General features: G+C 52.1%; 25 protein-coding genes. 2 read left to right on the top strand and 23 right to left on the bottom strand.

From position 1 onward, the window contains the following. Positions 1-67 precede the first annotated feature (67 nt). Positions 68-787, top strand: a complete 720-nt coding sequence (locus BQ5591_RS08045; protein ID WP_005816027.1) for a DUF6088 family protein — start codon at positions 68-70, stop codon at positions 785-787. Further along, a complete protein-coding gene (locus tag BQ5591_RS08040; RefSeq protein ID WP_007216011.1) occupies positions 784-1,776 on the top strand; it encodes a nucleotidyl transferase AbiEii/AbiGii toxin family protein in 993 nt (330 codons plus the stop codon). The genes BQ5591_RS08045 and BQ5591_RS08040 overlap by 4 nt, the downstream gene beginning before the upstream one ends. A gap of 48 nt (positions 1,777-1,824) precedes the next feature. On the opposite strand, the gene BQ5591_RS08035 is transcribed toward BQ5591_RS08040, so the two are convergent. The 23 genes from BQ5591_RS08035 to BQ5591_RS07920 form a co-directional block, all read right to left on the bottom strand. Then, a complete protein-coding gene (locus BQ5591_RS08035; RefSeq protein WP_005807109.1) occupies positions 1,825-2,496 on the bottom strand; it encodes an Lcl C-terminal domain-containing protein in 672 nt (223 codons plus the stop codon). 8 nt (positions 2,497-2,504) lie between these two features. After that, complete coding sequence (locus tag BQ5591_RS08030; protein WP_005807106.1) at positions 2,505-3,017, bottom strand: hypothetical protein; 513 nt, start codon at positions 3,015-3,017, stop codon at positions 2,505-2,507. After that, complete coding sequence (gene traN / locus BQ5591_RS08025; protein WP_032534606.1) at positions 3,014-3,865, bottom strand: conjugative transposon protein TraN; 852 nt, start codon at positions 3,863-3,865, stop codon at positions 3,014-3,016. Before traN ends, BQ5591_RS08030 begins: the two co-directional genes overlap by 4 nt. 46 nt (positions 3,866-3,911) lie before the next feature. After that, positions 3,912-4,691, bottom strand: coding sequence for a DNA-methyltransferase (locus BQ5591_RS08020; protein ID WP_005807102.1), 780 nt, complete (start codon positions 4,689-4,691; stop codon positions 3,912-3,914). Then, the gene (locus BQ5591_RS21785; protein WP_008781599.1) at positions 4,688-5,041 is read right to left on the bottom strand and encodes a hypothetical protein; all 354 of its coding nucleotides are present in this window, start codon (positions 5,039-5,041) and stop codon (positions 4,688-4,690) included. Before BQ5591_RS21785 ends, BQ5591_RS08020 begins: the two co-directional genes overlap by 4 nt. A 14-nt stretch (positions 5,042-5,055) precedes the next feature. Next, complete coding sequence (gene traM, locus BQ5591_RS08010) at positions 5,056-6,201, bottom strand: conjugative transposon protein TraM (RefSeq protein ID WP_071148951.1); 1,146 nt, start codon at positions 6,199-6,201, stop codon at positions 5,056-5,058. Beyond that, a complete protein-coding gene (locus BQ5591_RS08005; protein WP_005807095.1) occupies positions 6,198-6,587 on the bottom strand; it encodes a hypothetical protein in 390 nt (129 codons plus the stop codon). Before BQ5591_RS08005 ends, traM begins: the two co-directional genes overlap by 4 nt. 12 nt (positions 6,588-6,599) lie before the next feature. After that, positions 6,600-7,214, bottom strand: coding sequence for a conjugative transposon protein TraK (gene traK, locus BQ5591_RS08000; RefSeq protein WP_007216015.1), 615 nt, complete (start codon positions 7,212-7,214; stop codon positions 6,600-6,602). A 6-nt stretch (positions 7,215-7,220) separates the two neighbouring features. Continuing rightward, positions 7,221-7,616 carry a hypothetical protein gene (locus BQ5591_RS07995; protein WP_071148950.1) on the bottom strand — a complete coding sequence of 132 codons (396 nt, stop codon included), beginning with the start codon at positions 7,614-7,616 and terminating at the stop codon, positions 7,221-7,223. A 42-nt stretch (positions 7,617-7,658) separates the two neighbouring features. Then, positions 7,659-8,792, bottom strand: coding sequence for a hypothetical protein (locus BQ5591_RS07990; RefSeq protein ID WP_071148949.1), 1,134 nt, complete (start codon positions 8,790-8,792; stop codon positions 7,659-7,661). A gap of 21 nt (positions 8,793-8,813) precedes the next feature. Beyond that, positions 8,814-9,572, bottom strand: coding sequence for a DUF5045 domain-containing protein (locus BQ5591_RS07985; RefSeq protein ID WP_007216017.1), 759 nt, complete (start codon positions 9,570-9,572; stop codon positions 8,814-8,816). A gap of 18 nt (positions 9,573-9,590) precedes the next feature. Beyond that, a complete protein-coding gene (locus BQ5591_RS07980; RefSeq protein ID WP_071148948.1) occupies positions 9,591-10,316 on the bottom strand; it encodes a hypothetical protein in 726 nt (241 codons plus the stop codon). Then, positions 10,313-12,850, bottom strand: coding sequence for a hypothetical protein (locus BQ5591_RS07975; RefSeq protein WP_449374828.1), 2,538 nt, complete (start codon positions 12,848-12,850; stop codon positions 10,313-10,315). Before BQ5591_RS07975 ends, BQ5591_RS07980 begins: the two co-directional genes overlap by 4 nt. A gap of 5 nt (positions 12,851-12,855) precedes the next feature. Further along, positions 12,856-13,335, bottom strand: a complete 480-nt coding sequence (locus BQ5591_RS07970) for a hypothetical protein (RefSeq protein ID WP_071148947.1) — start codon at positions 13,333-13,335, stop codon at positions 12,856-12,858. Positions 13,336-13,346: 11 nt separating this feature from the next. Beyond that, positions 13,347-16,052, bottom strand: a complete 2,706-nt coding sequence (locus BQ5591_RS07965) for a TraG/VirB4 family ATPase (protein ID WP_071148946.1) — start codon at positions 16,050-16,052, stop codon at positions 13,347-13,349. Between the two features lie 104 nt (positions 16,053-16,156). Continuing rightward, a complete protein-coding gene (locus tag BQ5591_RS07960) occupies positions 16,157-16,453 on the bottom strand; it encodes a hypothetical protein (RefSeq protein WP_005807076.1) in 297 nt (98 codons plus the stop codon). Between the two features lie 12 nt (positions 16,454-16,465). Further along, positions 16,466-16,843 carry a DUF4134 domain-containing protein gene (locus BQ5591_RS07955; RefSeq protein ID WP_005807074.1) on the bottom strand — a complete coding sequence of 126 codons (378 nt, stop codon included), beginning with the start codon at positions 16,841-16,843 and terminating at the stop codon, positions 16,466-16,468. A gap of 49 nt (positions 16,844-16,892) precedes the next feature. Then, entirely contained in the window at positions 16,893-17,216 is a 324-nt protein-coding gene (locus BQ5591_RS07950) for a DUF4134 domain-containing protein (protein ID WP_005807072.1), read from the bottom strand. Position 17,217: 1 nt separating this feature from the next. Continuing rightward, positions 17,218-17,673 carry a hypothetical protein gene (locus BQ5591_RS07945; RefSeq protein ID WP_071148945.1) on the bottom strand — a complete coding sequence of 152 codons (456 nt, stop codon included), beginning with the start codon at positions 17,671-17,673 and terminating at the stop codon, positions 17,218-17,220. 245 nt (positions 17,674-17,918) lie between these two features. After that, a complete protein-coding gene (locus BQ5591_RS07935; RefSeq protein ID WP_007216023.1) occupies positions 17,919-18,806 on the bottom strand; it encodes a toprim domain-containing protein in 888 nt (295 codons plus the stop codon). Between the two features lie 105 nt (positions 18,807-18,911). Beyond that, the gene (locus BQ5591_RS07930; RefSeq protein WP_005807066.1) at positions 18,912-20,012 is read right to left on the bottom strand and encodes an AAA family ATPase; all 1,101 of its coding nucleotides are present in this window, start codon (positions 20,010-20,012) and stop codon (positions 18,912-18,914) included. Then, positions 19,990-20,364: a helix-turn-helix domain-containing protein gene (locus BQ5591_RS07925; protein ID WP_008781592.1), complete on the bottom strand. Its 375-nt coding sequence runs from the start codon at positions 20,362-20,364 to the stop codon at positions 19,990-19,992. Before BQ5591_RS07925 ends, BQ5591_RS07930 begins: the two co-directional genes overlap by 23 nt. Before the next feature lie 200 nt (positions 20,365-20,564). Further along, positions 20,565-21,257, bottom strand: a complete 693-nt coding sequence (locus tag BQ5591_RS07920) for a hypothetical protein (RefSeq protein WP_051035920.1) — start codon at positions 21,255-21,257, stop codon at positions 20,565-20,567. Positions 21,258-21,374 lie beyond the last annotated feature (117 nt).

The following is a 21,374-nucleotide window of genomic DNA, read 5'->3' as shown; positions in this document are numbered from 1 at the left end:
TGTCATGTTTTTGCAGTAAAAAACAAGACTTTTCTTATATTTGCATCCGGAACAAAACGATTCGATTATGGTGATTACTAAACAGGTACAGGAAATACTGGACGCCACGCCTCCGGGCAAGGTGCTTACCATTGCCGATTTCAATGTGCTGCCGGAGTACCAGCCTGCGTTGGTCAAGGCACTCAGCCGTCTGGTGGCAGAAGGCTCTATCTGCAAGATTGCCAAAGGACGGTACTACAAGCCTAAACAGACGGTGTTCGGCACATTGAAGCCTCCGGTGGCAGAGGTGGTCAAGGACCTTCTGGAACGTAACGGCAAGCCAATCGGCTATATGACCGGTACGGCAGCATTTGCGCAGTTGGGGTTGACGACACAGATCACATCGGCCATTACGATAGGCACGAACAAATACCGCCGGCCTATGAAACGGGGCGAATACAGCGTGTCCTTCCTTGTACAGCCTAATGCAATCACACGGGAGAACATTCCTCTGCTGCTGATCCTTGACGCGCTCAAATTGCTCCGTGAGATTCCGGCAACATCACCTGACGATTGTGTGCGGGGCGTTGCTCGGCTGATAGCCGCTCTGTCCGAAGGCGATCTGGAGAAACTGGCGGACCTGGCCGAAAATTACCAGCCGTATGTCCGGGCATTGCTGGGTGCCATTCTGGACAGTCTTGGAGCTGACACCCGACAATTGCGTGCGACACTCAATGGGGTCACGACCTACAAACTTCCTGTCACCGCACAGGCTTTACCCACCAAATTAAAATGGAACATCGTATGAGACTACACGAGAATCAGCAACTGTTTGCCGATGCCATAGAAGCGGCTGCACGTCCGGTACAGGACGGCGGACTCGGCATCAAGAGTATCTTTATCGAGAAAGACTATTGGATCTGTCGTTCGCTGTCGCTTATGGCTGCCGGAGACAAGGATAATCGTGCCATTTTCAAGGGCGGAACTTCCCTGACCAAGGCCTACGGCATCGGGGCACGTTTCTCCGAGGACATTGACGTGGCCATCGCCGAAGCATGGACACTGAGCGGAAACCAGCTAAAGAACCTCATACGCCGTACATCGAAGAATATGACAGCCGGACTGGAGGAACTGGTCATCCCCGGCATGACAAGCAAGGGATCGCATTACCACAAGGCGTTTTACACCTATCCACGGGCCATAGATACGGAACAGGTCGGAGCAATCCGGGCTGGGCAACTCCTGGTAGAAATCAACAGTTTTGCCAATCCATATCCCTTCGAGCGGCGTTCTCTCTGCAGTTTCCTGACAGAGTTCCTGCAGGCTACCGGCAACAACCGTATGATAGAGGAATACGGGATGCAGCCGTTCGAGGTAAATGTGCTTGACCGTCGCCGCACGCTGACCGAGAAATTGGTGTCACTCATCCGATGCTCGCTGGCCAATCTATATATGCCGCAGTTGACGGCCAAAATCCGTCATTTCTACGATCTGCATCATCTGCTGAAAGATGAAGAGTGCCTCACGTATCTTCATAGCGATGCTTTCCCCGAAGATTTCAGGTCACTGCTCGAACACGACCGGCAGAGCTTTGACAAGCCCGAAGGCTGGCGTGACCGGCGACTGGAGGAGTCCCCGTTGATGACAGATCTGCCGCAGGTTTGGGGCAACTTGCAGACAGTTTACATGGGTGAACTCCCGGATTTGGCATATCGTGCCATTCCGGCCCCCTCGGATGTCGAGGAAAGCATACGTCGCTTGATGGCATTACTGCGTGAATTCGGCTCTGGTTTGTAATCGTATGTTGTCCAACAATGTCAAAGAACGCAATCGTATATCTCTGGTTTACCGGTTGATGGTTATAATCGGGCGTACCTTGTGCGCCTGTGTCTTGGGTGTTTCCTGTATGGCTCCGCTGCCCATCGAGTAAAGCCAGGCTTTTGCCGTTTCCTGTTCTGCCACTTCCGTGGATGTCCAGTACCAGCAGTCGCCGTCGGTCAGGGGCAACGGATCGCCCCCGCACTGTTCGATGACAGGATTTACCGTTTCCCGGATAGTATATAGCAGACGCATCTGTGCCACCGACGGAACGTATGCGCTCTGCCCGTAACACCAGAGGTCAAAGACCGCTTCCGCCATCGGCGAAGCCGTTTCCTTCGTTTCATATAGAGCAAATGTATTGGCATTGCCGTCATGTGCCGCGAGGTCCGCAGATGTGCCTTGGGCAATACCGAGGCTGTCGGCAAATGCCTGCGGGGTGATGTCCCACAGGTAAACCGCGTAGCCGTTTCCTTCCGCACCCTCATGCTGCCGGGTGTCGAACACGACGGCCACAGCCTTTTTCCCGGATTGCTGGTATTCCGTGTAGGACAAGGCCGTTCCGTCCTCGCACAGGACATGTCCCGGGCGGACAGCCGTGTCCGGTACGTCTATATGCGCGTCACAACCTGTCACGGCGACTGCTGCGACAAGTACCGGTACGAACCGGCTCACCTTTCTGAAAATGTTCTGTTTCATCTTTTCCCTTATTTTATCGGTAGTTTCACACCAAGGGCTACACCTACCCGAAGCAGATCCGCGCCCTTTATCATCAAATCACTCTTCGCCTGCCAGTACAGCGTCCATCCGGACCGCAGCACATAATTGTGCTCGTAACCGAAATGCAGGCCGCCCAGGAACTTCTTCGTGTCGCTTCCTGCCGAAGCTCCTATACGCAGGTTGCCGTAATGATTGCGGCCCCGTACCACGCAAGGCTTGTATGCCACGCCAAAGCCATAGGTGCGGTAGTTGCGCCAGAAGGATTCCGGACAGATATGGCCGCACGGGCCGCATTCGGCCCACTGCAGGTAGCCGTTGGCAAAGAACTCCCACGCGTGCCGGTAGTTCATTTCATGTTCGTATGAAAACGTCACGTCCATACCGTTCCTGTAAAGCAGCCCGACCCCCAGTGAAAGACGGCCGCTGTTGCGTTGTGCGTTCGCGCTGAAGGCAAGGCACATGCAGGCAAACATCAGAATCAGAGTCTTTCTCATAATCATTCCTCCTCCAGCAGGTCAGCGTTAAACGAATCGGCAGACAACACATCCTCATAATCGATGTTCAGGCTGATATTGCGGCCGCTGATTTGCTTTTCCGTCATTTCGACAGTCAGCAGCTTGTCGTTCGGGAAGGTCATCTTCTTGATGACAAGCACATTCCTGTAGCCATGTCGGAATGTCTTTCCCGGTTCCAGTATCATCGCCGGAGTAAGCTCGATAGTCTGGGCGTTGGTGGCCTTGGCGAGTTTCTTGTCAACGAGCTTTACCCTGATCTCATCGATGTCGAAACGGATGTTCGTCTTGTTCTCTATGGAAAAGTCTATGAAGAAGTAGTCCCCGACAGAGTATATGTTGTTCAGGCGCATCACCATACGGTGTGCCTTGGTGGCCACATTCCTGATTCTCGCCGGAGAGTTCCAGATCCGTCTGGCAAAGCGCGTCATCTCGGCGGTTGACATCGATACTGCCGGATTGTTGTAGGCGTTGCGCTCGTGAGGGAGTATCTCCTTGTCCGTTACGGCTTCCTTAAGCCGTGTGGTGTAAACCAGCGCGTATTGCGTGCGGTAGCGTTCCGTGATGACGGTCACGATGGCAATCACCTCGCCGTCCTCGTGCCCGGCTTCTTTGGGTTTCAGCCGTACAATGTTGTCCAAAGGCTGGTCGCCAACCACCTTGTCGGTGGAAATGTCCACCATGCGTACCGGCTCCGATGCCGTGATGACGGTCGTCACCTGTTCGTTGACCGTCAGTTGTTCCATTTCCTCGTAGGTCGTCTGCGCCTGTGCATTCCGCGTTCCCAGCAGTCCGGCTGTCAGAAGAAATACCGTTCCGATTTTCTTGAGATTCATATTCATGTCGTTGATTGTTTATATTCCATTTGTTTTTCTTTTACCCTTATGTCGTCGTATGTATTCGCTCCAGTTCTTCCCGGATACGGAGTTCGGCGATGTCGCAGTACTCCTTCACGGTCTCGAATCCGATATAGTGCCGTCCCGAACGGATTGCGGCAATGGCAGTCGTTCCGGACCCGATGCAGTTGTCCAGCACGGTGTCCCCCTCGTCGGTGTAGGTGCGTATCAGGTACTCGACCAGTGCCACAGGCTTCTGGGTCGGATGATAGAATGCCCCTGTCTTGTGTTCTTTCGGGATGAAAATGACCGATGTCGGATATTTGTTGTCCGCCATGCGTACCGGTACCAGCTTCATCTCCCCGTAGCACCGGTTCGTGAAACTGCCTTCCGTCATGCTGCGTCCATGGTTTCTCCTTTCGGGAGGGCACGGTGTCATCTGCGGATGATACACGGGCTGCTTCATGTAGAACACCAGAATGTCCTCATGCTGGCGCAACGGCATCCGGTTGGCATTGAGATGGCCCGTAACACGGTCCTTCTGCCATACGAGGTTATAACGCCAGATTCCCGGTTGGGAAAGCATGAGATGCGCGGAGAATATTCCCTGGGCGAACAGGATGATCGGACTGTCCGGCTTGATAATCCTACGGTACTGCTCCCACAGCGGACCGAGGGGTATCTGCCTGTCCCAACATGCTGACCGGTTGCCGCGGTTCAATACACCGTAAGGCAGGTCGGCGATGATGGCATCGACGCTTCCCTCCGGCATACGGCTCATGCCTTCCAGGCAGTCCATGTTGTATATCTTGTCCGTCTCTATCATATCGCGTTGTTTTTCGGCCCTCCAAGCTGCAGGGCACTCGCCCAAGTACAACGTCCCTTCCGGTTTTCCCGGACCTCACACTCCCAGAAGGTATTCATCTCCGCGTGCTTGAAATTGACCGCCCCGTCTCCCGGCCCGTAAAAGCCAGTGTATTTCTGGAAGGCGAACAAGGCGATTCTCCGCCCGTCCTCTGCCAGAAAGTTGCATATCAGGGCGAAGCGTCCACCTTTCTGCCACCATTGGGTACTCACGAGTTGCCCGACGAATGTTTCGGCCTTGTCGGGAGCGAGGAAGTCATCGTAGTAAAAGCCGTCCGTTCCCTCATGTAGTTTTGAAATATCTGTTTCCATTGTCTCGAACCTTTTTATTTCCTTTTTTCCTGACCATTGACCAGATAGACGAAAGTCCCGTATTTCAGCTTGACCTTGTTTTTCTTGATGGCCTTGCTGATGGCGTTGCTCGTCTTCTGGTAAGCGTTGTTCACCGCCTGCATTCCCCATTGGGCGAGGCTGTTTCCTGTAGTTCCGGTACTCATGCTCATGTTGCCCGACATGGCACTGCTGGCCACATCCTTGCTCGTTTCCCGGAACTGGCTGTTCGGTACATACAGACCCTCCATACCGTCCGTGTCATAAAGCGCGAGACTGACCTTCACAAGCTCGTCGTCCACAAGGATGCTGTTGATGTTTCCCTTGACACGTCCGGACGAGAAGCCGCTTACCGTGGCGTACAGGTACGTACCCCGTTTCACCACGCACTCGTCTATTTCCACGTCATCCAGCAGGCGCAGCCTGATGCGTGAACCGTCCACAGCCTTGATGTCCTCGTCTATGATGGCCTGGATCAGCTTCGGTTCACGGGCATCCTTCGCCAGCGTGTTGAAATAGTCCGAGGTGGTCTTCACCTTGCGGACTACCGCGCTGGGCGGTTCGTCTGCCGACGGTGCTTGCACCGGACGTTTCTCCTCGTCGATGGTGCCGGCCTCCAGTACATTCTGCGGCGGAACGGTGTCCGTGGTATCCGCCTCTTCAGGGGGCATCACCATGTTCTGTCCTTTCAGCCGTGCTTCGGCAAGGGCCTTTTCCAACTCCGCGAGTGCTTCCTGTTCACGCTCTTTGGCGGCGGCAATTTCCGCTGCCGCTGCTTTTTCCTGCTGTTGCTCATCGAGCAGGGCGATGTCATCCTGCGTGTATTGTGATTCATATTCTTCCTTGTTTTCATCAGGTTCGTCTCTTTCTATGTTGCCGACCGCCGAGTAGTCCTGTATCTTGCCCCACGATTTCTCCATGTTCTCGTATTTGCTGCCAATGCCGTCATCCTTGATCTGCGCTTCCGGCAGTTCCGGATTCAGGAATTCTGTTGTCTGCAGCGTCTTGTCCGGTATATCCGCCGTTTCGGTATGAAACAGGTCGAATATGAAGTAGGACGCACCGAGCAGAGGGATATAAAGAATGGCAGGGAGCATGTACTTCGGCTGTCTGAAATTGATTTTCTCAAATATCTTTTTCATGGCAAGTCTGTTTTGCTACGGTTTGTATTTCCTGTCCCGGTTTCCCTCAGTTCCTCTTCCTGCAACATCCTGTGTCGCTCCCTCAATACCGAATCCTGCATCTCTGTCGCTGTCCTCTCCGCAGGCTGGTGACGATATACCACTGTTATACGGTAGATGTTCCATGCCAGCCCGCCCAGCACGAAAGCGAACACGATGACCAGAAAAAGAGTACGGTGCACGTTGGCAAAGCCCTGTACCTTGGCTGCCGCCTTGTCTATACGGGTCGCCTTGGCAAACTTGCGTCCGGCTTCCACATCACGCTCATAGCGTTCCTTGTACTTCGGATCATTCCTGTCAGGCATCTTTTCGCCCAGCAGCATCCGTCTGAATCCCTTGATGTTCATATCCTTGATTGTTTAATAGTTGCTCTTGCTTTTCTGTTCTATATCCTTGTTAAGGAGAGTGCGCCAGTTCACTATCAGCAGACCGTGAGGGTTGTTCTCCGTTCTCGGTACACGCTTGAGCTGACCGGCAGTCACCAGCTCACGCATCAGGATGTTGCTTCTGCGTTCGATTCGCTGGCGGCCGTAGTAGGTGAACTCCATGGTGCTCTTGTCAAAGCGGATGCTGTCACAATAAATCGAGAACACGGCACTCGTGCCGAGGATGTTGGAATAAAAACCTTTCTCCTTAAGAGTGTTATATTGCGCCAGACCTGTTTCGTCCACCAGGTACATCGCCTTTTCCATCGTGTATTTGATGTATTTGTCATCAGGCGGCAAGGTGAAGAAATAGTGGTGGAACATCTCCACATGGCTTTTGGCTTCCACGTCAAGCGTTTCATCCATCGTGGTACGGTTGACAAGAATGGGCACGTTGCCGTCCAGCACGTACACCTTTTTCTGTGCATCCGACACCATTGTCCTGGCTGTCCAGATGCTCGATACGCTGATGATGACACATCCCACGAGAAAGGCCGTGCAGATAATGCCCACCAGCCGTATCTTGTTTTCCAGATGCTTGATAATCATATCGGTTTATTGTCTTTTCCCGTTCAACATCATTACATATTCATCGTGCAGCATCGGCATGACTGTTTCCTGCAGTTCCGCAGCGAGAGCCCCGAACTCATCGGAAAAGACATGCACGTAATGGCCCAGCGTCATGACCTGCACGAATACCCACCAGATACCGCGTTTGCGCACTTTCGCCTTTTTCTGCAACTTGGCCATTTGCAGACGGTAGGTCAGGTAAGCGGCCAGCGGCGCTGCATAATGGTCGTCATACTCGAAGCCTTCGTCAAGGGCTTCATACTCCGGGGTAACTACATGGTTTTCCGGAACTTCGGTAATCTCTTTTCTCATGCGTTCATTCGCGTAGCGCAGGAAGCGTCCGTCCTTGCACCATTCTTTGATTTGTTCTTGTACGTTCATACTTTTTTATTTTTAAGGATTGTTGTTTATATGTTTTTTATCTTATCTCATGATTGCCCCGATACCGCCTGTCGCTGTCATCTTGGCCTGCTGTGCCACGCCTTCTCCAAAATTTCTCGTACTGAAGGCCGTGTCGCCCTCCGGTATCATCCACGCCGCAAGGTCAGGTACAAGGTTCAGACATTTCAAGGCTACAATGCTTGCCGCCATCAGATAACCGGCGGAGAAGAAACTGTTCTGCAGGTAGGCCGCCATTGTCTGCTCGCTGGCCGTGATTGCGGTCAGGTTTTCCACCTGGATGCACAGCACGATGTCGAAAAGGAGCAATACATAGAAGCCCACGAAGTAGAGCATGGCCCCGTAGAAATGTACCGTCAGGTAACGCGTCAGCCATTTTGCCCAGGAACCTTCCCATTTCGGCAGCAGAGAGAACGCCCATTGCAACGGGCCGAATATCGTCAGCATACCGAGCAATATCTGCTGGCAGTAGATCGTTGCCCACCAGCCTATGCGGAACACGACAAGGGCAATCAGCATGATGATTTTGTCTATTCCCACGACGACACCGGCCGTCAAGGAGGTGAACCACAGTTCCGCGGCATCCTTTTCCATGCTGGTCACTTCATCCACACCGGTCTGCTCCATGGTCGCCTCGATAAGGTTGGGGTCTGATGTTCCCGTGTGGGCGACATCCGCCTGTGCCTGCAGGCTGTGGTACATCGTGTCCCTTACGTGGATGAGCTGCTGCACTTCCTCGAACTTGTCCGCTATCTGTGTGGCTTCCGCCTCGTACAGGTCATGCGTGTACGAACCGATGCAGTTCGGGATGTAGGAAAGGAAGTCCAGAAAACACCAGTCGCTTCCGCTGCCGGCCATACCCGTGTCTGCAGGCGGATACCACCAGCAGAGAACGATGGAAACAGCCAGCGGCCTGAACAGCTTCATCACATCCAGCGGCTCATGCTTCACCATCATCTTGTAGGCCATGCCTGCCGCCATGACAAGCGAGAACAAGGCGGCCAGAGCCATGCACATCTGCAGTATCCACCAGAACGGCCCCTGCGAACCCGTAAACGTCGCGTCCGTGAGGAACTCGTTCGTTTGAAAAATCACATCGTCAATCTCCTCCTCAAGAAGATTGATACCGAAATCAGTGAGTATATTTCCGTCTGCCATTTGCCGTCTGTCTTTTTAGTTTCACCTGTTTACACTCTCTTCACCGTCACCCCCGGAACTGCCGCCCGACTGTGAGCCACGCACCGCGAGACGCGATTCGTTCCAGCGGCTCATGGCTTCCCTGATGACGCTGCCTTTGTCCAAGGTACGGTCCGAGGTCGCGTTCAGCAGGTTGCTCGTCAGGGTGGCATTCTGCCGTTTGGCGAGATAGCTGACAAGAATCTCATTCTGCTGCACCACGTCGTCGTAGATTCGCAGATACTCTTTCTTCCGCTGCGCATTGGGCATATAGGCATCCCTGGTAGCATCAATGGCGCACTGGAAAACATGGTAGTATTCCGTCCAGCGTTCCCTGTCCTCCGGGGTGCCCCCGGCAGGAAGGATACGGTCGATGTTACGCTTCATCCTTTCCATCTGGCCGTTGATCTTGTCACCTTCGGCAAGCCAGGCGATATCAGCCTGTCGGTCCGCCACGTTCAGGGCCTCTATTTTCGCGCGGCTCACCAATGCCGAATCGATGGATTCGGCTTCGTCCGTCTGGTTATAGAGGTTGATGCCGGCTGTTGTGCGGAACCCCAGTTTGTTCTTTGCCGCTGCCGATTTCTTGTATTTGTTGTGTAATGCCCAGTAGTACAGTTCCGGCGTGAGGGAGCCCGCACCGGTTTCCATGACCGTAATCTGGTTCTGCTTCGGCGAGTCGTGGTTATAGGTCACATACTGCGCCTGTGCCGTTGCTGTTGCAATGATCGCAACCGTCATGAGCATGAGTTTTCTGTTCATCTTTTTTCCCTTTTATCGTTAGTAATCAAGCCTTCCGGAGTTGCGCCAACGTCCGAAGGCTCCTTCAATTATCTCCTGTTTGGTATGTTCACGGTATATCTTCGACTTCCAGTAGCCGATTCTTACCTGTATGTATCGCCAGGTCTCCATATAGGCCCGGTTCAGATGCCGTTCGATGTCGTCCAGAGACCTGTTCACGGCCTCCAGCACCATCAGCAGATCCGAAGTGGAGCAGGCCGCCGCTCCCGTGGCATACAGCGCCAGGTCGCTGACCGACTTGTAGAGTTGCTCCCCGTCATGGGCTATATCCCGTATAGCTTTCTCGTTGATGGTGATGAGCAGGGCGTCGGAGGGTTCGATGCGTCCGCGTTTCAGCTCCTTCTCGTGAAATGCCTCCAGCATGGACTTGTAGTCCGCTATCCGGTCACTTACCGTATTGTAGGTGTTCTTTGCGTTCAATACCGTGCGTAACGACTGGTACATCACATCAATGACATCAAAGGCACGGGTGTACCGGTCAAGGTCGATATTCAGCTCCTTGTATTCGCCGACCTCCTTGCGGCTGTATTCGTGCAGCAGCTGGTTGCTGTACTCAAGGGTACTTCGGGCCAGCAACAAGCTACGCTGCTTCTTATGGTCATTGATATAGGCTTCAACGGACACCACGTCGAATGTCCATTGTGCTTTGACGACATCAGGCAGGAGTGCAAGCAGCACTATGGTTATCAGCAAGGCCCGTTTCATGGTCTTTCCTCCTTTCTCCCGCTTCGCAGGCTACGGGCGTTTTCCACCCAACGGTCATGGCATTCTTCCACGAGAGTGAGGCGTCGCCCTTCGTCCATATTCAGATCCGGAAGGACATCCTTCAGCACGTCGATGATGCTGCGCTTGTAATGCATCATCTTTTCCAGGGATACCAGGTCGGCGTATATCTGCGTAATCCGGGAATCCACTTCACGCGCGATTTCAAGACGGTCACTTGACCACAGCAGGTGGTACACCTCTCCGGTAGAGGTATCTTCCATCGGAGTGGTACGGGCATATTCCGTCGTGATCTTGCATGACGGATGCTCCCGGGCGATTTCCGCGATACGTTCATTCACGATCCGCTCTTTTTCTTCTTCCGGAAGGTCCGGGTCGAATGTCAGCACGTCGGCCACATACGTGTCGGTGTATTGCGAGGTCAGTTCCCAGCTGATCTGTACAATGGCACGGTGAATCTTGATGCCGAGGAAGTATTTCGGCTTGCGTGCTATGCTGATGGTTGCCTTGAAAGTTATCTCGCCGTCTATATTCGGCATGGTCGCCTTGCGGACGAACGTGTATCCATTCCACGAACCGCCGTCCTGCCACGACAGACTGTAGGCCGTCTTGCAGTCCTGCATGATGGCCGGGATACGGTAGTAGTCGTCCGTCGGCACGTCATTGTCGTTTGCCGCTTCCTGCTTCGCATCAGCGTATTCCTTCTGTTTCTTCTGCCACTCGGCCAGTTCTGCCTTCAACTCTCCGATACGCGTCAGGTTGGCGTTGTACTGCTGCCTGTAAACGGCAGCATCCTCTACACTGGCCTCGGATATTTTCTTCAGCAGCTCCTTGTTCTCATCCTCCAGTGCCTTGATCTGTGATTGAAGCATGGCTACCTGGTTGTCTGCCTCCCGTATCAGCTCATCCAATTCCGAAAAGTCAAGTTCATTTTCCGTCACGGAGGTCTGCATGGAGCAATCCTTGGTATGGGCATTGGGTGAACCGCCGCATTTCCTGCATTTGTACTGGGTCGAACCTTGGCCCAGGGTGGCCCCGTCCGAGCAGGTGACGCTGATGGTCACGCTCTCGCATCCTTTAAGTTTGGCGGCATCCGTTGCCTGATAGTAGTTCCGCGCGTCGGAAGCTATGTAATAGACATAGCCGTCCTCGTTCTCGTTGAATTCCGACAGACGGGCATTGAGCTGCGCCTTGAAGGTCTCCAGATCCATAGTGTAGGAATCGAATATCTCTTCATACACGATTTCCTCATGGTTCCAGCTTTTCTTGACATGTATCTCGTAGGCGTAAGCCTTCTTTGTCTGCTTGCCGCCGCGGCTGATGATGTAGGCGTTCTGCCAGTAGTTGATGCTGTAAGTGTTGCCGTCATTCTGGTTGTTGAGCTGCTGTACACGGTTTCTCGACCATCCGGCATATCGTTCCGAGTTGGAGAGAGCCTGTTCCCGCTGCGAGGCATTGGGATAAAAACCGGGGTCGCTCGTTTCGAAACGGGTCCACTCACCGCCGTTCAGGATGCTGTTGTCGTCCGTGGGCGGGTAATAGTCACACAATGACACGCTGCCTTGGTCACGTCTGGCGATGTACCAGCGCTGCGTGTAATAAGTCCCGGCTTCGTCGTCTATATAGTCACTGGTCCAGCCGGCAAGGTCGTAATCCCCGAACTCGAACAGGCCGGCCACGTTGTCAGGACCGCCGATCTTGTCCAGCAGCAGGTTCCCGATACCTTGTTCCGCTTCCTCGAACAGACCGGAGTAATGGTCGTACAGGTTGGCAATCTCGCTGACCTTGCCCGAAAGCAGGTTATGGAACATACTTTCAGGCAGCAGGGCATCGCCGAGATTACTCGCACCGGCCGTTGCCAGACCGACACCCAGATTGTAGAGATTGTCAAGGTCGCTTTGCAGGTTCTCCCGTGTAAAGCGGTCAGGAATCCGGGAAAAATCGTCCAGCATCCGCTGCCAGTCTATACCGCCCAGTTCCGAAAGTTTCAGCAGAGGCACGACCTCGCTGTTGATCTCCAGAAAAGCGATGTCCGAGAACGAAAGTGTACTGTTTGTCACAACGCTTTCGAACTGCATACACAGGCTCTTCGTCTCATCGCACACCTTCATCAGGTAGCTGCCCCAGTGGATCGCTGTCTGTGGGGAGTGAAGCATCTGCTTTGCCACCACCCAGATTTTCGGTATGATCTTGTCGGCCACCATGTGGTAGATACGGCGGTAATAGTAGTTTTCCGTGCTGCTACACCAGATACCGAGGTCCGAGAGTGCTTTGTGTTCCAGAAATTTGGAAGAGAAGATTCCGGCTGCCGCCACCTCCGCCGCCGTATAGTGCTTCAGGATGTCATCGACCTGCTCACGGTAGTAGCTTTCAGCCACGACCTCCGTACCGAACGCGGCTGCCATTGCCGCCACGGTACGTGCGTCATAGTTCACGCTGTAATACTGGGCGTGGACATGCTGCGTGAAGGCAAGCAGCAGAACTGCAAAGACAAGTGACAGTCGCTTCATGTTCATTCTGTTCAACGGTTGAAAATATTACCTCTCCGCTTGCTGCGGTTGTTCTTCTCAGGTACTCCCTGCAGGGCCAGTATCAGCTTCTCTGCTTCCTCCATAGCCTCGTATGGGGACAGACCCCTGTATCTGACATACAGGTCTCTGGCTACTTCATACCGGCGCTGGTCCCACTTGACCGCCTCCGATTCCTCGAAACGCATGATAGCCGCGACGGCTTTGTCCTCGTCTGACTCAAGTCCCATATATACGTCCAGTTCCTTTTCAGTCATGCCCAGACGCAATCCGAAATTGCCCAGCATTTCTTCCATGTGCGCGATGCTCCTTTCCCCCAAATGGCGGAAATGAATCAAGTCCCAGTTGCTGTGCAGGCACAGTTCCCGGATGGTGGCAATATCGTGGCTGTTGCACACGTTGCGGATGCGGAGAGCGTAAGGCTCAACTCTGAACAGTTCCGCTATAGGTCGGTCTATATCAAATTTTCCCATTGTATCTGATTTTATTGTTTTGCTTTCAGGTTCAGTACCCGTCCGGCCTCGTTGACCTTCTGGGCGAATGTCAGGGACTTGCTGATGCCGCTGGCATCCCAGTCCCGGCAATAGGCTTCGATGGCTTCCTGATGGCTGCACCGGAGCTCCCTCTTGTAGAGTTTCAGGGCTTCCTTCTCAGCACGTTCGGTCGTGTAGGTCATGTAGCATTCATGCGGCTCTTCCACGCCATACACGCCGCTTGTCGTTCCCCTTCGTATGAATACCTCCCGGAAGAACGAACGGCCGTCCTTGTTGTCCAGCCGGTTGATCGTGAATATCTTCTTGCAGTCAACATCGGTGAGTCCGAGAATGGCCTTGATGGTGTCGAAACGCTCCTTGAACTTGCTCTGGTCAAGCAGCATCACCACATCGCTGTTGTTGATGATGGCCTCTTTCACGATTTCACTGCCGATGATGTCCTGTATCTCCTGTGTCACAACGCCCACGCTGGCCCAGAACTTACGGGCCGTCTTGTACATGAACTTGATGTACTCGGCCATCAGCGGACTGGCAATGGCTTTCCAGGCTTCCTCGATGACAAGCACCTTGCGGTTCTTCTTGATTCGCATCTTCTGCAGGAACACGTCCATGATTATCAGCGTGACAAGCGGGAACAGCAGCGGATCATCCTTTATACTGTCAATCTCGAACACCACGAAGGTCTCGTCGAACAGCGAACTGTCCATGTTCTCGTTCAGGGTCTTTTCATGGTTGCCGCCCCTGTAGAAGTCCTTCATCATGTAGCGGTAAGTTGAGAGGTCTATGCCCGAAATGTGGTTCTCGTGACAGATGTCCGGAATACGCTGGACGGAGTATTCGTAAAATGAATTGAACGAGAGTTCTTCCACCTTCAACTCCTTGCGCCTGCGTTCCATTTCGTCTATCATGCACTCGATACGGCTGTTCCGTTCCTGCTCGCTTTCCTCACGGTTCCCGTCACGGTTGCGTTCGTCTATGGCGAGGCTTTTTCTCAGGTCTTCCCGCTGCATGGGCGTGAAGCCGTCGAAGCCGTTGAAATACGCGTCGTAATAATCGGTGATTACATTTTCCACCAGACGGTCTTCCGTCTTCGTGACTGTTCCCTGCGTGCCCTTCCAGATCAGCAGGACAAGATTCTTCAGGAAGCCGGTCTTTTCCACGTTCATCTCTTCCTTGTGGATACGGAACGGGTTCATCGTGATGGGGCGTTCCTCCGTGTAGCTGATGTACTTGCCTCCCAGATACTCGCACAATCCCTCGTAGGAGTTTCCGGTATCGACCATTACGATGTCTGTACCCTGTTCGTGCAGCTGGCGCACGACAGAGTTCATGTGGAAGGATTTCCCGGAACCGCTCGGCCCGAGGGCAAAAAAGTTCGAGTTGTCCGTCAGTTTCTGTCTGCCTTCCTTGCCGGTGATGTCGATGGCGACAGGCACTCCCTGGCGGTCAGTGTAATAGACTTTCACCGGGGTGTCTTCGCTGTGCTGCACACGTTCCTTGTACATCAGGCACATCGCCGCGTCCGATAGGGTCAGGAACCGGTCATACTCTTCATTCAGGCTGTAGCAGTTGCCTGGGAACGAGCCGACGAACAGCTCCAGCTGGTTGTAGGCTCGTTTGGAGATATGGATTCCCATTCTACCGAAAGCATTCTCCAGATGATTCGTACACTTCTGCAGGTCCGTATCGCCGGACACGGCCACTATAAGGTTGAAATGGCTGTACACGAGCTGCTTGCTCTCGCGGGCAATCACCTCCTGTACACGTTTTATGTCTTCGACCGCTGCCTGGTTGCTCGGGTTGGGAATGCTCGCGTGCCGGTTCTTCTTCTTGTCCAGCAGCGATAGTTCACGCTTCTGGTTGGGAAGGAAGATGACCTGGTTATAGACCACTGTATCGGCATTCGGAATGCTGTCAATGGCCGAGACAAGATCCACGGGCATTTCCGTGTTGTTCACTTCTATATTGGTATAGGGTCTGATCATCGAAGGCAGCGAGATGCAGTCCACGTCCACGAGACTGTACACCTTGCAGCGCTTGTCACCCATCGAGACGCTCTCGTCGTCCGTCTTGAAGTTCGTCATCGAGATGATACGGTCCTTGAAGTTCATGGCGAAATACCGGTCCACGTAATCGCTTGCCTCGGATTTGTTCAGGAAACGCGCCTGCACGCCGCTGTCCCGTAACTGGTCCTGTACCTTGCGGATCTTGACAAGGAAATCACGCCATTTCTTGTTGTCGAACGAGAAAAGGCGGCTTTTCCTGGCTTCCTGCGTGATGGTCAGGTAACACATGCTGTCCGTGTACGCCCTTCCCTTGAAATACCGGAAATACGATTCAGAAAGGAACTCCTGCTTCCCGGTATCCTCGTTGACAAAACGCTTCCTCACGAAGATGTCCTGCTTGTGAATGGCATAACCTTCTCCCAAGGTCAGGGCAAGGGCGGAGAACAGATGCGTGAAATCGTAGTAGCTGTCTATGTTCGCCGAATACTTCTGTACCGGATTCTCGATCTTCAGCACGGCGGAGTATTCGCCCGTCTTGGTGTACAGGACACCCACGCCTTCCGTGTCTTCCACCGAGAAATAGATGTCCTGGAAGATACGCTTGCGCTTGCCTCCGGTACCGAACGCATGGACGGATATGGCCATACCCGCGCATAAGGCAACGAAAATCAGGATAATGTATAGGGTCATTTCAATATACGTTCAATTAAATAGGGGTAGGCCCGTATCTCATACGAACCTACCCGCGTTCAACATTCAATATAGCCACACATTGCTGTGATGGTTTAATTTTGTCAGACCTTACGCGAGTAGGCATAGACGAACACGCCTCGGTCCGTTCTCTTGCTGTGCAGACCTTTCCGCTGCTTGAAGATGATTAGCACGATGCCCACCGACAGAATGACTGTCAGCGCGGCCAGTCCGGCCACGAATCCGGCAAGGCAGTAAGCGGCTATGAAGCCCGCGATGGCTCCGCCTGCCGTTCCTGCCGCCCAATAGATGTAGCGGCCCTGCAATCCCATCACTTCAAGAGGACGTTGCAGCCCCTTGAACAGCGGATAGTCCGGATAACGTGTTTCCTTGCTTTTCATCCCTCGGTACTTTTATGCGTCAATGCCGAAAAACAAAGGAAGAGCCTGTGCTGCTGCAATCAGGAAAAGACATGCACCAACCACCATCATGATCTTCTTTTTGACATCCTGCTCTTCGTTGTTCATGGCGATGTAAACGGAGATGGCGCCGATAATGGCGACTACACCGGCGATGGCATAGCAGAGTTTGACCATGACTGGTACATACTTGACAATTTCCTCCGCCACGGTAGAAAGTGCGGTAGTACCGGCTGAATAGTCGCCGGCCGTACTCTGGGCCATTGCTGTGGTACCAGAGAACAAAGTGAGTGCAAGCATCTTCACTTTGGTGGAAACACCTTGGATGAATCCTTTTGCCTTTCGGCACATTTGTTTTACTTTCTGAAACATACTTGATCGTTTTTGAGTTAATATTTATGTATTGGATTGTTAAACAGCCTTATATGCGATAACCGAAAAATGCCGGAAGCACGATGGAGGCCCCGATGATGAACAGGCACGCGCCAAGCAGCGATAAAAAGGATTTGACGATGCCGTCCTCTCCAGTGTTCATCTTGATGTAGATCTGGAAGGCGGACACGATGACCAGAACGGATGCGATGGAGTAGCATATATACAGGACATACAGCATCATCGTGACCACGAAGTCGTGCATCGTGGCCAGCGCATCCGCTCCCCAGCTGTAGTTCACGCTGCCGCTCTTGGCGAAAGCCGCATAGGGTACAAGAATTAACAGGCATACTATCTTTTGCTTAATCGACATGCTACAATTTGTCTTTAATTGGTTTCCAGGCCATCTCCGGACGATTTTCCAGTTTGCCCCTGGAAAGCATCGCCTTGTACATTTCATCTGCACTGAAGCCATCAGACAGGTAGGGCGTGGTTTCCTCCATCTTTTCCTCCGCCTTGGCTTTGAGACGCTCCAGTCTTTCTTCCGGGGTCTCCTTTGTCTCCGGCTTTTTGTCCGCCGGCTTCTGGTCGGTGGCAGAATCGCCGCCTGATGTTGTTTCAGTATCGTATTGCTCGTTACCGACACGGAACCCGGTTTCACTCTCGCTCACGGCAACACTCTCTTCGTCCTCAAGTGTGCCGAGGTCGAAAACTTCCTCCTCTGTCTTGCCGGTTCTCCTTTTTCCATAGAGATCCTGCATAATGATGACCGCGTAATAAATGAGGTACGCGACCGTCAGAACAATGGCAAAAATGAAATATGATCTCATATCTTTTAGTATGGATATTGAATTTTGTATTAGTTTGATTTCACAAATAAAAAAGGAGAATTCTGAACTACGAAATAATTGTGTATTAAACGGATGTTTTCTTTGCAAGATTTATATCGATTTTGAAAATCGTACTATAAAATCGTACTATATCGCCTTAATGAACGGGAAAAATGAAGAAGTCAGGGCATAAAAAAAGCCCTCCGTTCAGGAGGGCTTCCATTGGCAGATTCGCTTTTTTTAGGTCAGCGTTTCTTGCCTCGCAAGCAATCATTCAGATCCTTGTATTCGCTATATCGGACAGCTTCGTTGCTGACCCGTTCGCCGTATAGTCCGGCTATGGTTTCCACGGTCTTTTGCCCGGCAAGGTCGTTGTCGAGATAACAATGTATATGCAGGTATCTCTGCAGGTACATCAATGCCTTTTTTAGGTTGTTTACGGAGTTCATGACAAGGTAGTCGCAAGGCTGGTCTATACAAATGGTCCAGTTGCATGACTGCTTCAATGTCAGGTAAGACAGAAAGTCCATGAACCCCTCGAACACGCAGACCCGTTCCTGTATCTCTCCGCACTGATGTCCGATCAGGGAGATGTCCTTGTTTTTGATACATCCTTTATAATAGGCGTTGCGCATTTCATATCCGCCCGAAACATTACCGAACGCGAGGGCAAAATAATGCCGGTCACGCAATTCATAATGGATTTCCTTGCAGAACATACGTCCTATGTCAGCATCTATTTTCCGGGACTGAAGGTAAGAGTATAACGCGTGATGCCGTAACGGGACGACAATCAGATTTTTCATATCCGATTCCACGGGACGGGGCGGAAGAGCCTGGAAACGGACTTTCGGCAAAGGCATATCGCTGGAATGCCGCCCGATGTATGCCAGTACCTCGCTTACACTTTCAGTCTGGTAAAGGTATTTACCCAATTCCACGAGGTCGCCTCCGGTGGCCGCCCCAAAATCATACCATTCGTTCAACCGGTCATTGACCTTGAACGACGGCGACTGTTCATCCCTTAACGGCGAGAGATACCAGTACTGATCCGATTTAATGTATTGCGCATGGTGGCCGAGCTGCGCCAGAAAGTCCACTATGCGTACCTGTTTTGCTTCTTCTATAGTCATGGCTGTTTTCTTTCACTTGTTCACACGGGAATGGTTTAGTTTAGTTTTATTCCCTATATATATACATACTAAAGTAAACTGAAATATATATGCCCGCGCCCGGCTTCATTCTTCATCAAAAAGCCTTGCTTCCGCGGGGGTCATGTCATAGTAGAACAGCTTGTCCTGCTTGACAACAAGTTTCAGGTTGTCCGTCAGGTACTGCAGCAGTTTTATCATGACACTGCGGCCACGTTTGAAGCCTATGTTTTCATAAGAGGCGATCAGACGTTGCAGTACATTCTCAAAGCCCCTGATGGGTTTGCCGTCAAAGGCAGCGGAAAGGGCTTCCCGGTGCTGCTCGATGCTCAGCTCCGTAAAGCTTGTCCGTTGCCTGGGCTTCGGGGTGTCACCGAACGTGTGCCCTTCGGCGATGACCGGGAGCCCGTTGTCGTCCACGGTGAACGCGAAGGGTTTGAACTCCTTTTCCCGGATATGCAGGGCATGGACTTCACTGACAGACGGATTCTCGTTGCATTTGCTGATGACCAGTACTGTTTCCGCCTTGTTGCTCATCTCCGTACCGATATGGCCTCGTACATTGTTGTCCCCTTTGTTCAGGTGCAGCACGCAATGGATATGCAGGTCGTAACGAGAGGACCATTCCATCATTTTGTTGATTACCTCCACCGATTCGCTGGTGCTGTTGATGTCCAGCATAAGATCGCGGATACCGTCAATGATAACCAGCCCGTAACCTTTACCCTGACGCAGGGCATAGTCTATCACACTTATACGGACTGTCGGAGAATACTCCCGCAGGCAGATGAAATCAAGGTTCTCGCTGTCTGCTGTGGTAGGAAGCCCGGCCAACCGCAGAATACGTTCCAGCACCGTGTGACAATGATAGCGGCTCTGCTCGGTATCGACATACAGGATCCGGCGTTTGCCTTCCGGCAGATGCGCCCGGTAGTTCAGCACCTGCTTTCCTGCCAGGGAAGCGGCGACAAGGGCGGAGACATTGAATGTCTTCTTGGATTTTGCCTTGCCGGTCGATGCACTGAAATTGCCGAGAGTCGCTATGGTCGAATTGTCAATCCAGATAATTTGCGGCGGGGTCTCGTATGTATCCGTCGCCTTGATTTGGGAAGCTGAAAGAATATCTGACAGACGGGTCTCTTCCAATCCCATTCCCGTCTTCTGGTCAGTTCTTCTTTCGTTTTCCATGGCGTTTCTCGTTTAAGAAGGGTTGTACTGCTGCCGCCTCGTGTGCCATCCGCGTGGCATCATCGACGGCAAGTTCATGATTCTGCAGGAGCCATTCGTCCAGTTCCTCCTTGGCAAAGTAGATCATCTTGCCGCGAGGCTTGTAGTGAGGAATCTCCTTGTTGGCCGTAAGTTTATACAGCATACTTTCTGATACCCCGATGTACATGCAGGCTTCCGAAAAAGTAAAGACCTTTTTGGTCGCGTAAATGTTCTTTTCCAGCAATTCCACCCGTTCCAGAAAGCTCTCGACCGGCTCCAGTTTCCGGATAATCGCTTCAAGGGCCGTGAGCCGTTCGCTCAACCTTTCCATGAATGTCAATCTGTTGGACATATTATTCGTGATTAAATTAGACAATAAGAGATGCACCTCTGTTTGTAACGCGTTGTATACAGAGGCAAAGGTAGAGTGTGAATATCTAAAAGCATTGGATGACAGTATGATACCGGTTTGGTAGCATATCAGTTATCATACTTTTGCTTTTCACATGGTTGACTTCTTAGCACTTCCTTTCATTCCTTCAGCTGGCTTACAAACTTTCTGATATTGTAAGCGGTTGAAGTCATTTTGTTCCTGACCAACGAAAGCGTGGTGGATATGCTCGTTGCGGATATGAAGTGCGAGCCGTCCTTGGATTGCAGGAAACGCCCTCTTTCGAGGACTGATTGCCAGTAAGGCTGAATGAATGAATTCTCAAGAAGGGCATCGAACAGGATAGCCACACGGCGCACGCTGTTCACCCGAAGACAGAAACCTATCTTGCAGGAGAAGAGAGATTCCATGTCGTCAATAGTTACGGGAGAACAGAACAGATGATAAGTATTGGCGCAAGAAACGATACCGGCCAGTTGTTTGCGCGAAAGACTGCAGTCAAAAGAAAGAAATGAAAACTTTGCCGGATTACAATCGGAAGATGCCAGTTCCGATGTGTCATACTTCCGCTTTAGTTCTATGCACTCCTCGAAAGAGAGGCTCGGGGCGGAAAAAAGCGGTTGGATAAGGTAGGGGCAGTCGGTCAGCAGTCCCTTGACGATGTGGATGTTCATTTCGTGGCAGTTCCGGCAGACCGCGTTATCGCAGTCAATATACCGGTGACTGTTCACAAAATCCTCCACATAACGGCGATACTGTTTGCCGTGGATTTTGACCTCCTGGAGATAAACTGTTTTTGCTTCGGTAAGCAGGGCGAAAAGTTCTTCCGCCACGTCCTGTGCCGATTCAATGTGATGCGGGTGTTTGCTCCCCTCAAAAAGAGAGAAGGCCTTTGTCAGCTCTTGTCATGTCGATTTACATTTTATTGGTTTATAATAATATATCATCAT

The organism is Bacteroides ndongoniae, from assembly GCF_900108345.1.
Classification (GTDB): Bacteria; Bacteroidota; Bacteroidia; order Bacteroidales; family Bacteroidaceae; genus Bacteroides; species Bacteroides ndongoniae.
This window is presented reverse-complemented; position numbering and strand designations above follow the sequence as displayed.

Bases quoted from the DNA above. Each gene is read 5' to 3' on its own strand.
- BQ5591_RS08020 (WP_005807102.1), bottom strand. From the start codon at position 4,691: ATGATAGAGACGGACAAGATATACAACATGGACTGCCTGGAAGGCATG.
- traM (WP_071148951.1), bottom strand. From the start codon at position 6,201: ATGAAAAAGATATTTGAGAAAATCAATTTCAGACAGCCGAAGTACATG.
- BQ5591_RS07930 (WP_005807066.1), bottom strand. From the start codon at position 20,012: ATGGAAAACGAAAGAAGAACTGACCAGAAGACGGGAATGGGATTGGAA.
- BQ5591_RS07955 (WP_005807074.1), bottom strand. From the start codon at position 16,843: ATGTTTCAGAAAGTAAAACAAATGTGCCGAAAGGCAAAAGGATTCATC.
- traN (WP_032534606.1), bottom strand. From the start codon at position 3,865: ATGAATCTCAAGAAAATCGGAACGGTATTTCTTCTGACAGCCGGACTG.
- BQ5591_RS07960 (WP_005807076.1), bottom strand. From the start codon at position 16,453: ATGAAAAGCAAGGAAACACGTTATCCGGACTATCCGCTGTTCAAGGGG.
- BQ5591_RS08005 (WP_005807095.1), bottom strand. From the start codon at position 6,587: ATGAACATCAAGGGATTCAGACGGATGCTGCTGGGCGAAAAGATGCCT.
- BQ5591_RS07970 (WP_071148947.1), bottom strand. From the start codon at position 13,335: ATGGGAAAATTTGATATAGACCGACCTATAGCGGAACTGTTCAGAGTT.
- BQ5591_RS21785 (WP_008781599.1), bottom strand. From the start codon at position 5,041: ATGGAAACAGATATTTCAAAACTACATGAGGGAACGGACGGCTTTTAC.
- BQ5591_RS07935 (WP_007216023.1), bottom strand. From the start codon at position 18,806: ATGACTATAGAAGAAGCAAAACAGGTACGCATAGTGGACTTTCTGGCG.
- BQ5591_RS07965 (WP_071148946.1), bottom strand. From the start codon at position 16,052: ATGACCCTATACATTATCCTGATTTTCGTTGCCTTATGCGCGGGTATG.
- BQ5591_RS08035 (WP_005807109.1), bottom strand. From the start codon at position 2,496: ATGAAACAGAACATTTTCAGAAAGGTGAGCCGGTTCGTACCGGTACTT.
- BQ5591_RS08040 (WP_007216011.1), top strand. From the start codon at position 784: ATGAGACTACACGAGAATCAGCAACTGTTTGCCGATGCCATAGAAGCG.
- BQ5591_RS07950 (WP_005807072.1), bottom strand. From the start codon at position 17,216: ATGTCGATTAAGCAAAAGATAGTATGCCTGTTAATTCTTGTACCCTAT.
- BQ5591_RS07990 (WP_071148949.1), bottom strand. From the start codon at position 8,792: ATGGCAGACGGAAATATACTCACTGATTTCGGTATCAATCTTCTTGAG.
- traK (WP_007216015.1), bottom strand. From the start codon at position 7,214: ATGATTATCAAGCATCTGGAAAACAAGATACGGCTGGTGGGCATTATC.
- BQ5591_RS08030 (WP_005807106.1), bottom strand. From the start codon at position 3,017: ATGATTATGAGAAAGACTCTGATTCTGATGTTTGCCTGCATGTGCCTT.
- BQ5591_RS07985 (WP_007216017.1), bottom strand. From the start codon at position 9,572: ATGAACAGAAAACTCATGCTCATGACGGTTGCGATCATTGCAACAGCA.
- BQ5591_RS07945 (WP_071148945.1), bottom strand. From the start codon at position 17,673: ATGAGATCATATTTCATTTTTGCCATTGTTCTGACGGTCGCGTACCTC.
- BQ5591_RS07925 (WP_008781592.1), bottom strand. From the start codon at position 20,364: ATGGAAAGGTTGAGCGAACGGCTCACGGCCCTTGAAGCGATTATCCGG.
- BQ5591_RS08045 (WP_005816027.1), top strand. From the start codon at position 68: ATGGTGATTACTAAACAGGTACAGGAAATACTGGACGCCACGCCTCCG.
- BQ5591_RS07995 (WP_071148950.1), bottom strand. From the start codon at position 7,616: ATGAACGTACAAGAACAAATCAAAGAATGGTGCAAGGACGGACGCTTC.
- BQ5591_RS07980 (WP_071148948.1), bottom strand. From the start codon at position 10,316: ATGAAACGGGCCTTGCTGATAACCATAGTGCTGCTTGCACTCCTGCCT.
- BQ5591_RS07975 (WP_449374828.1), bottom strand. From the start codon at position 12,850: ATGAACATGAAGCGACTGTCACTTGTCTTTGCAGTTCTGCTGCTTGCC.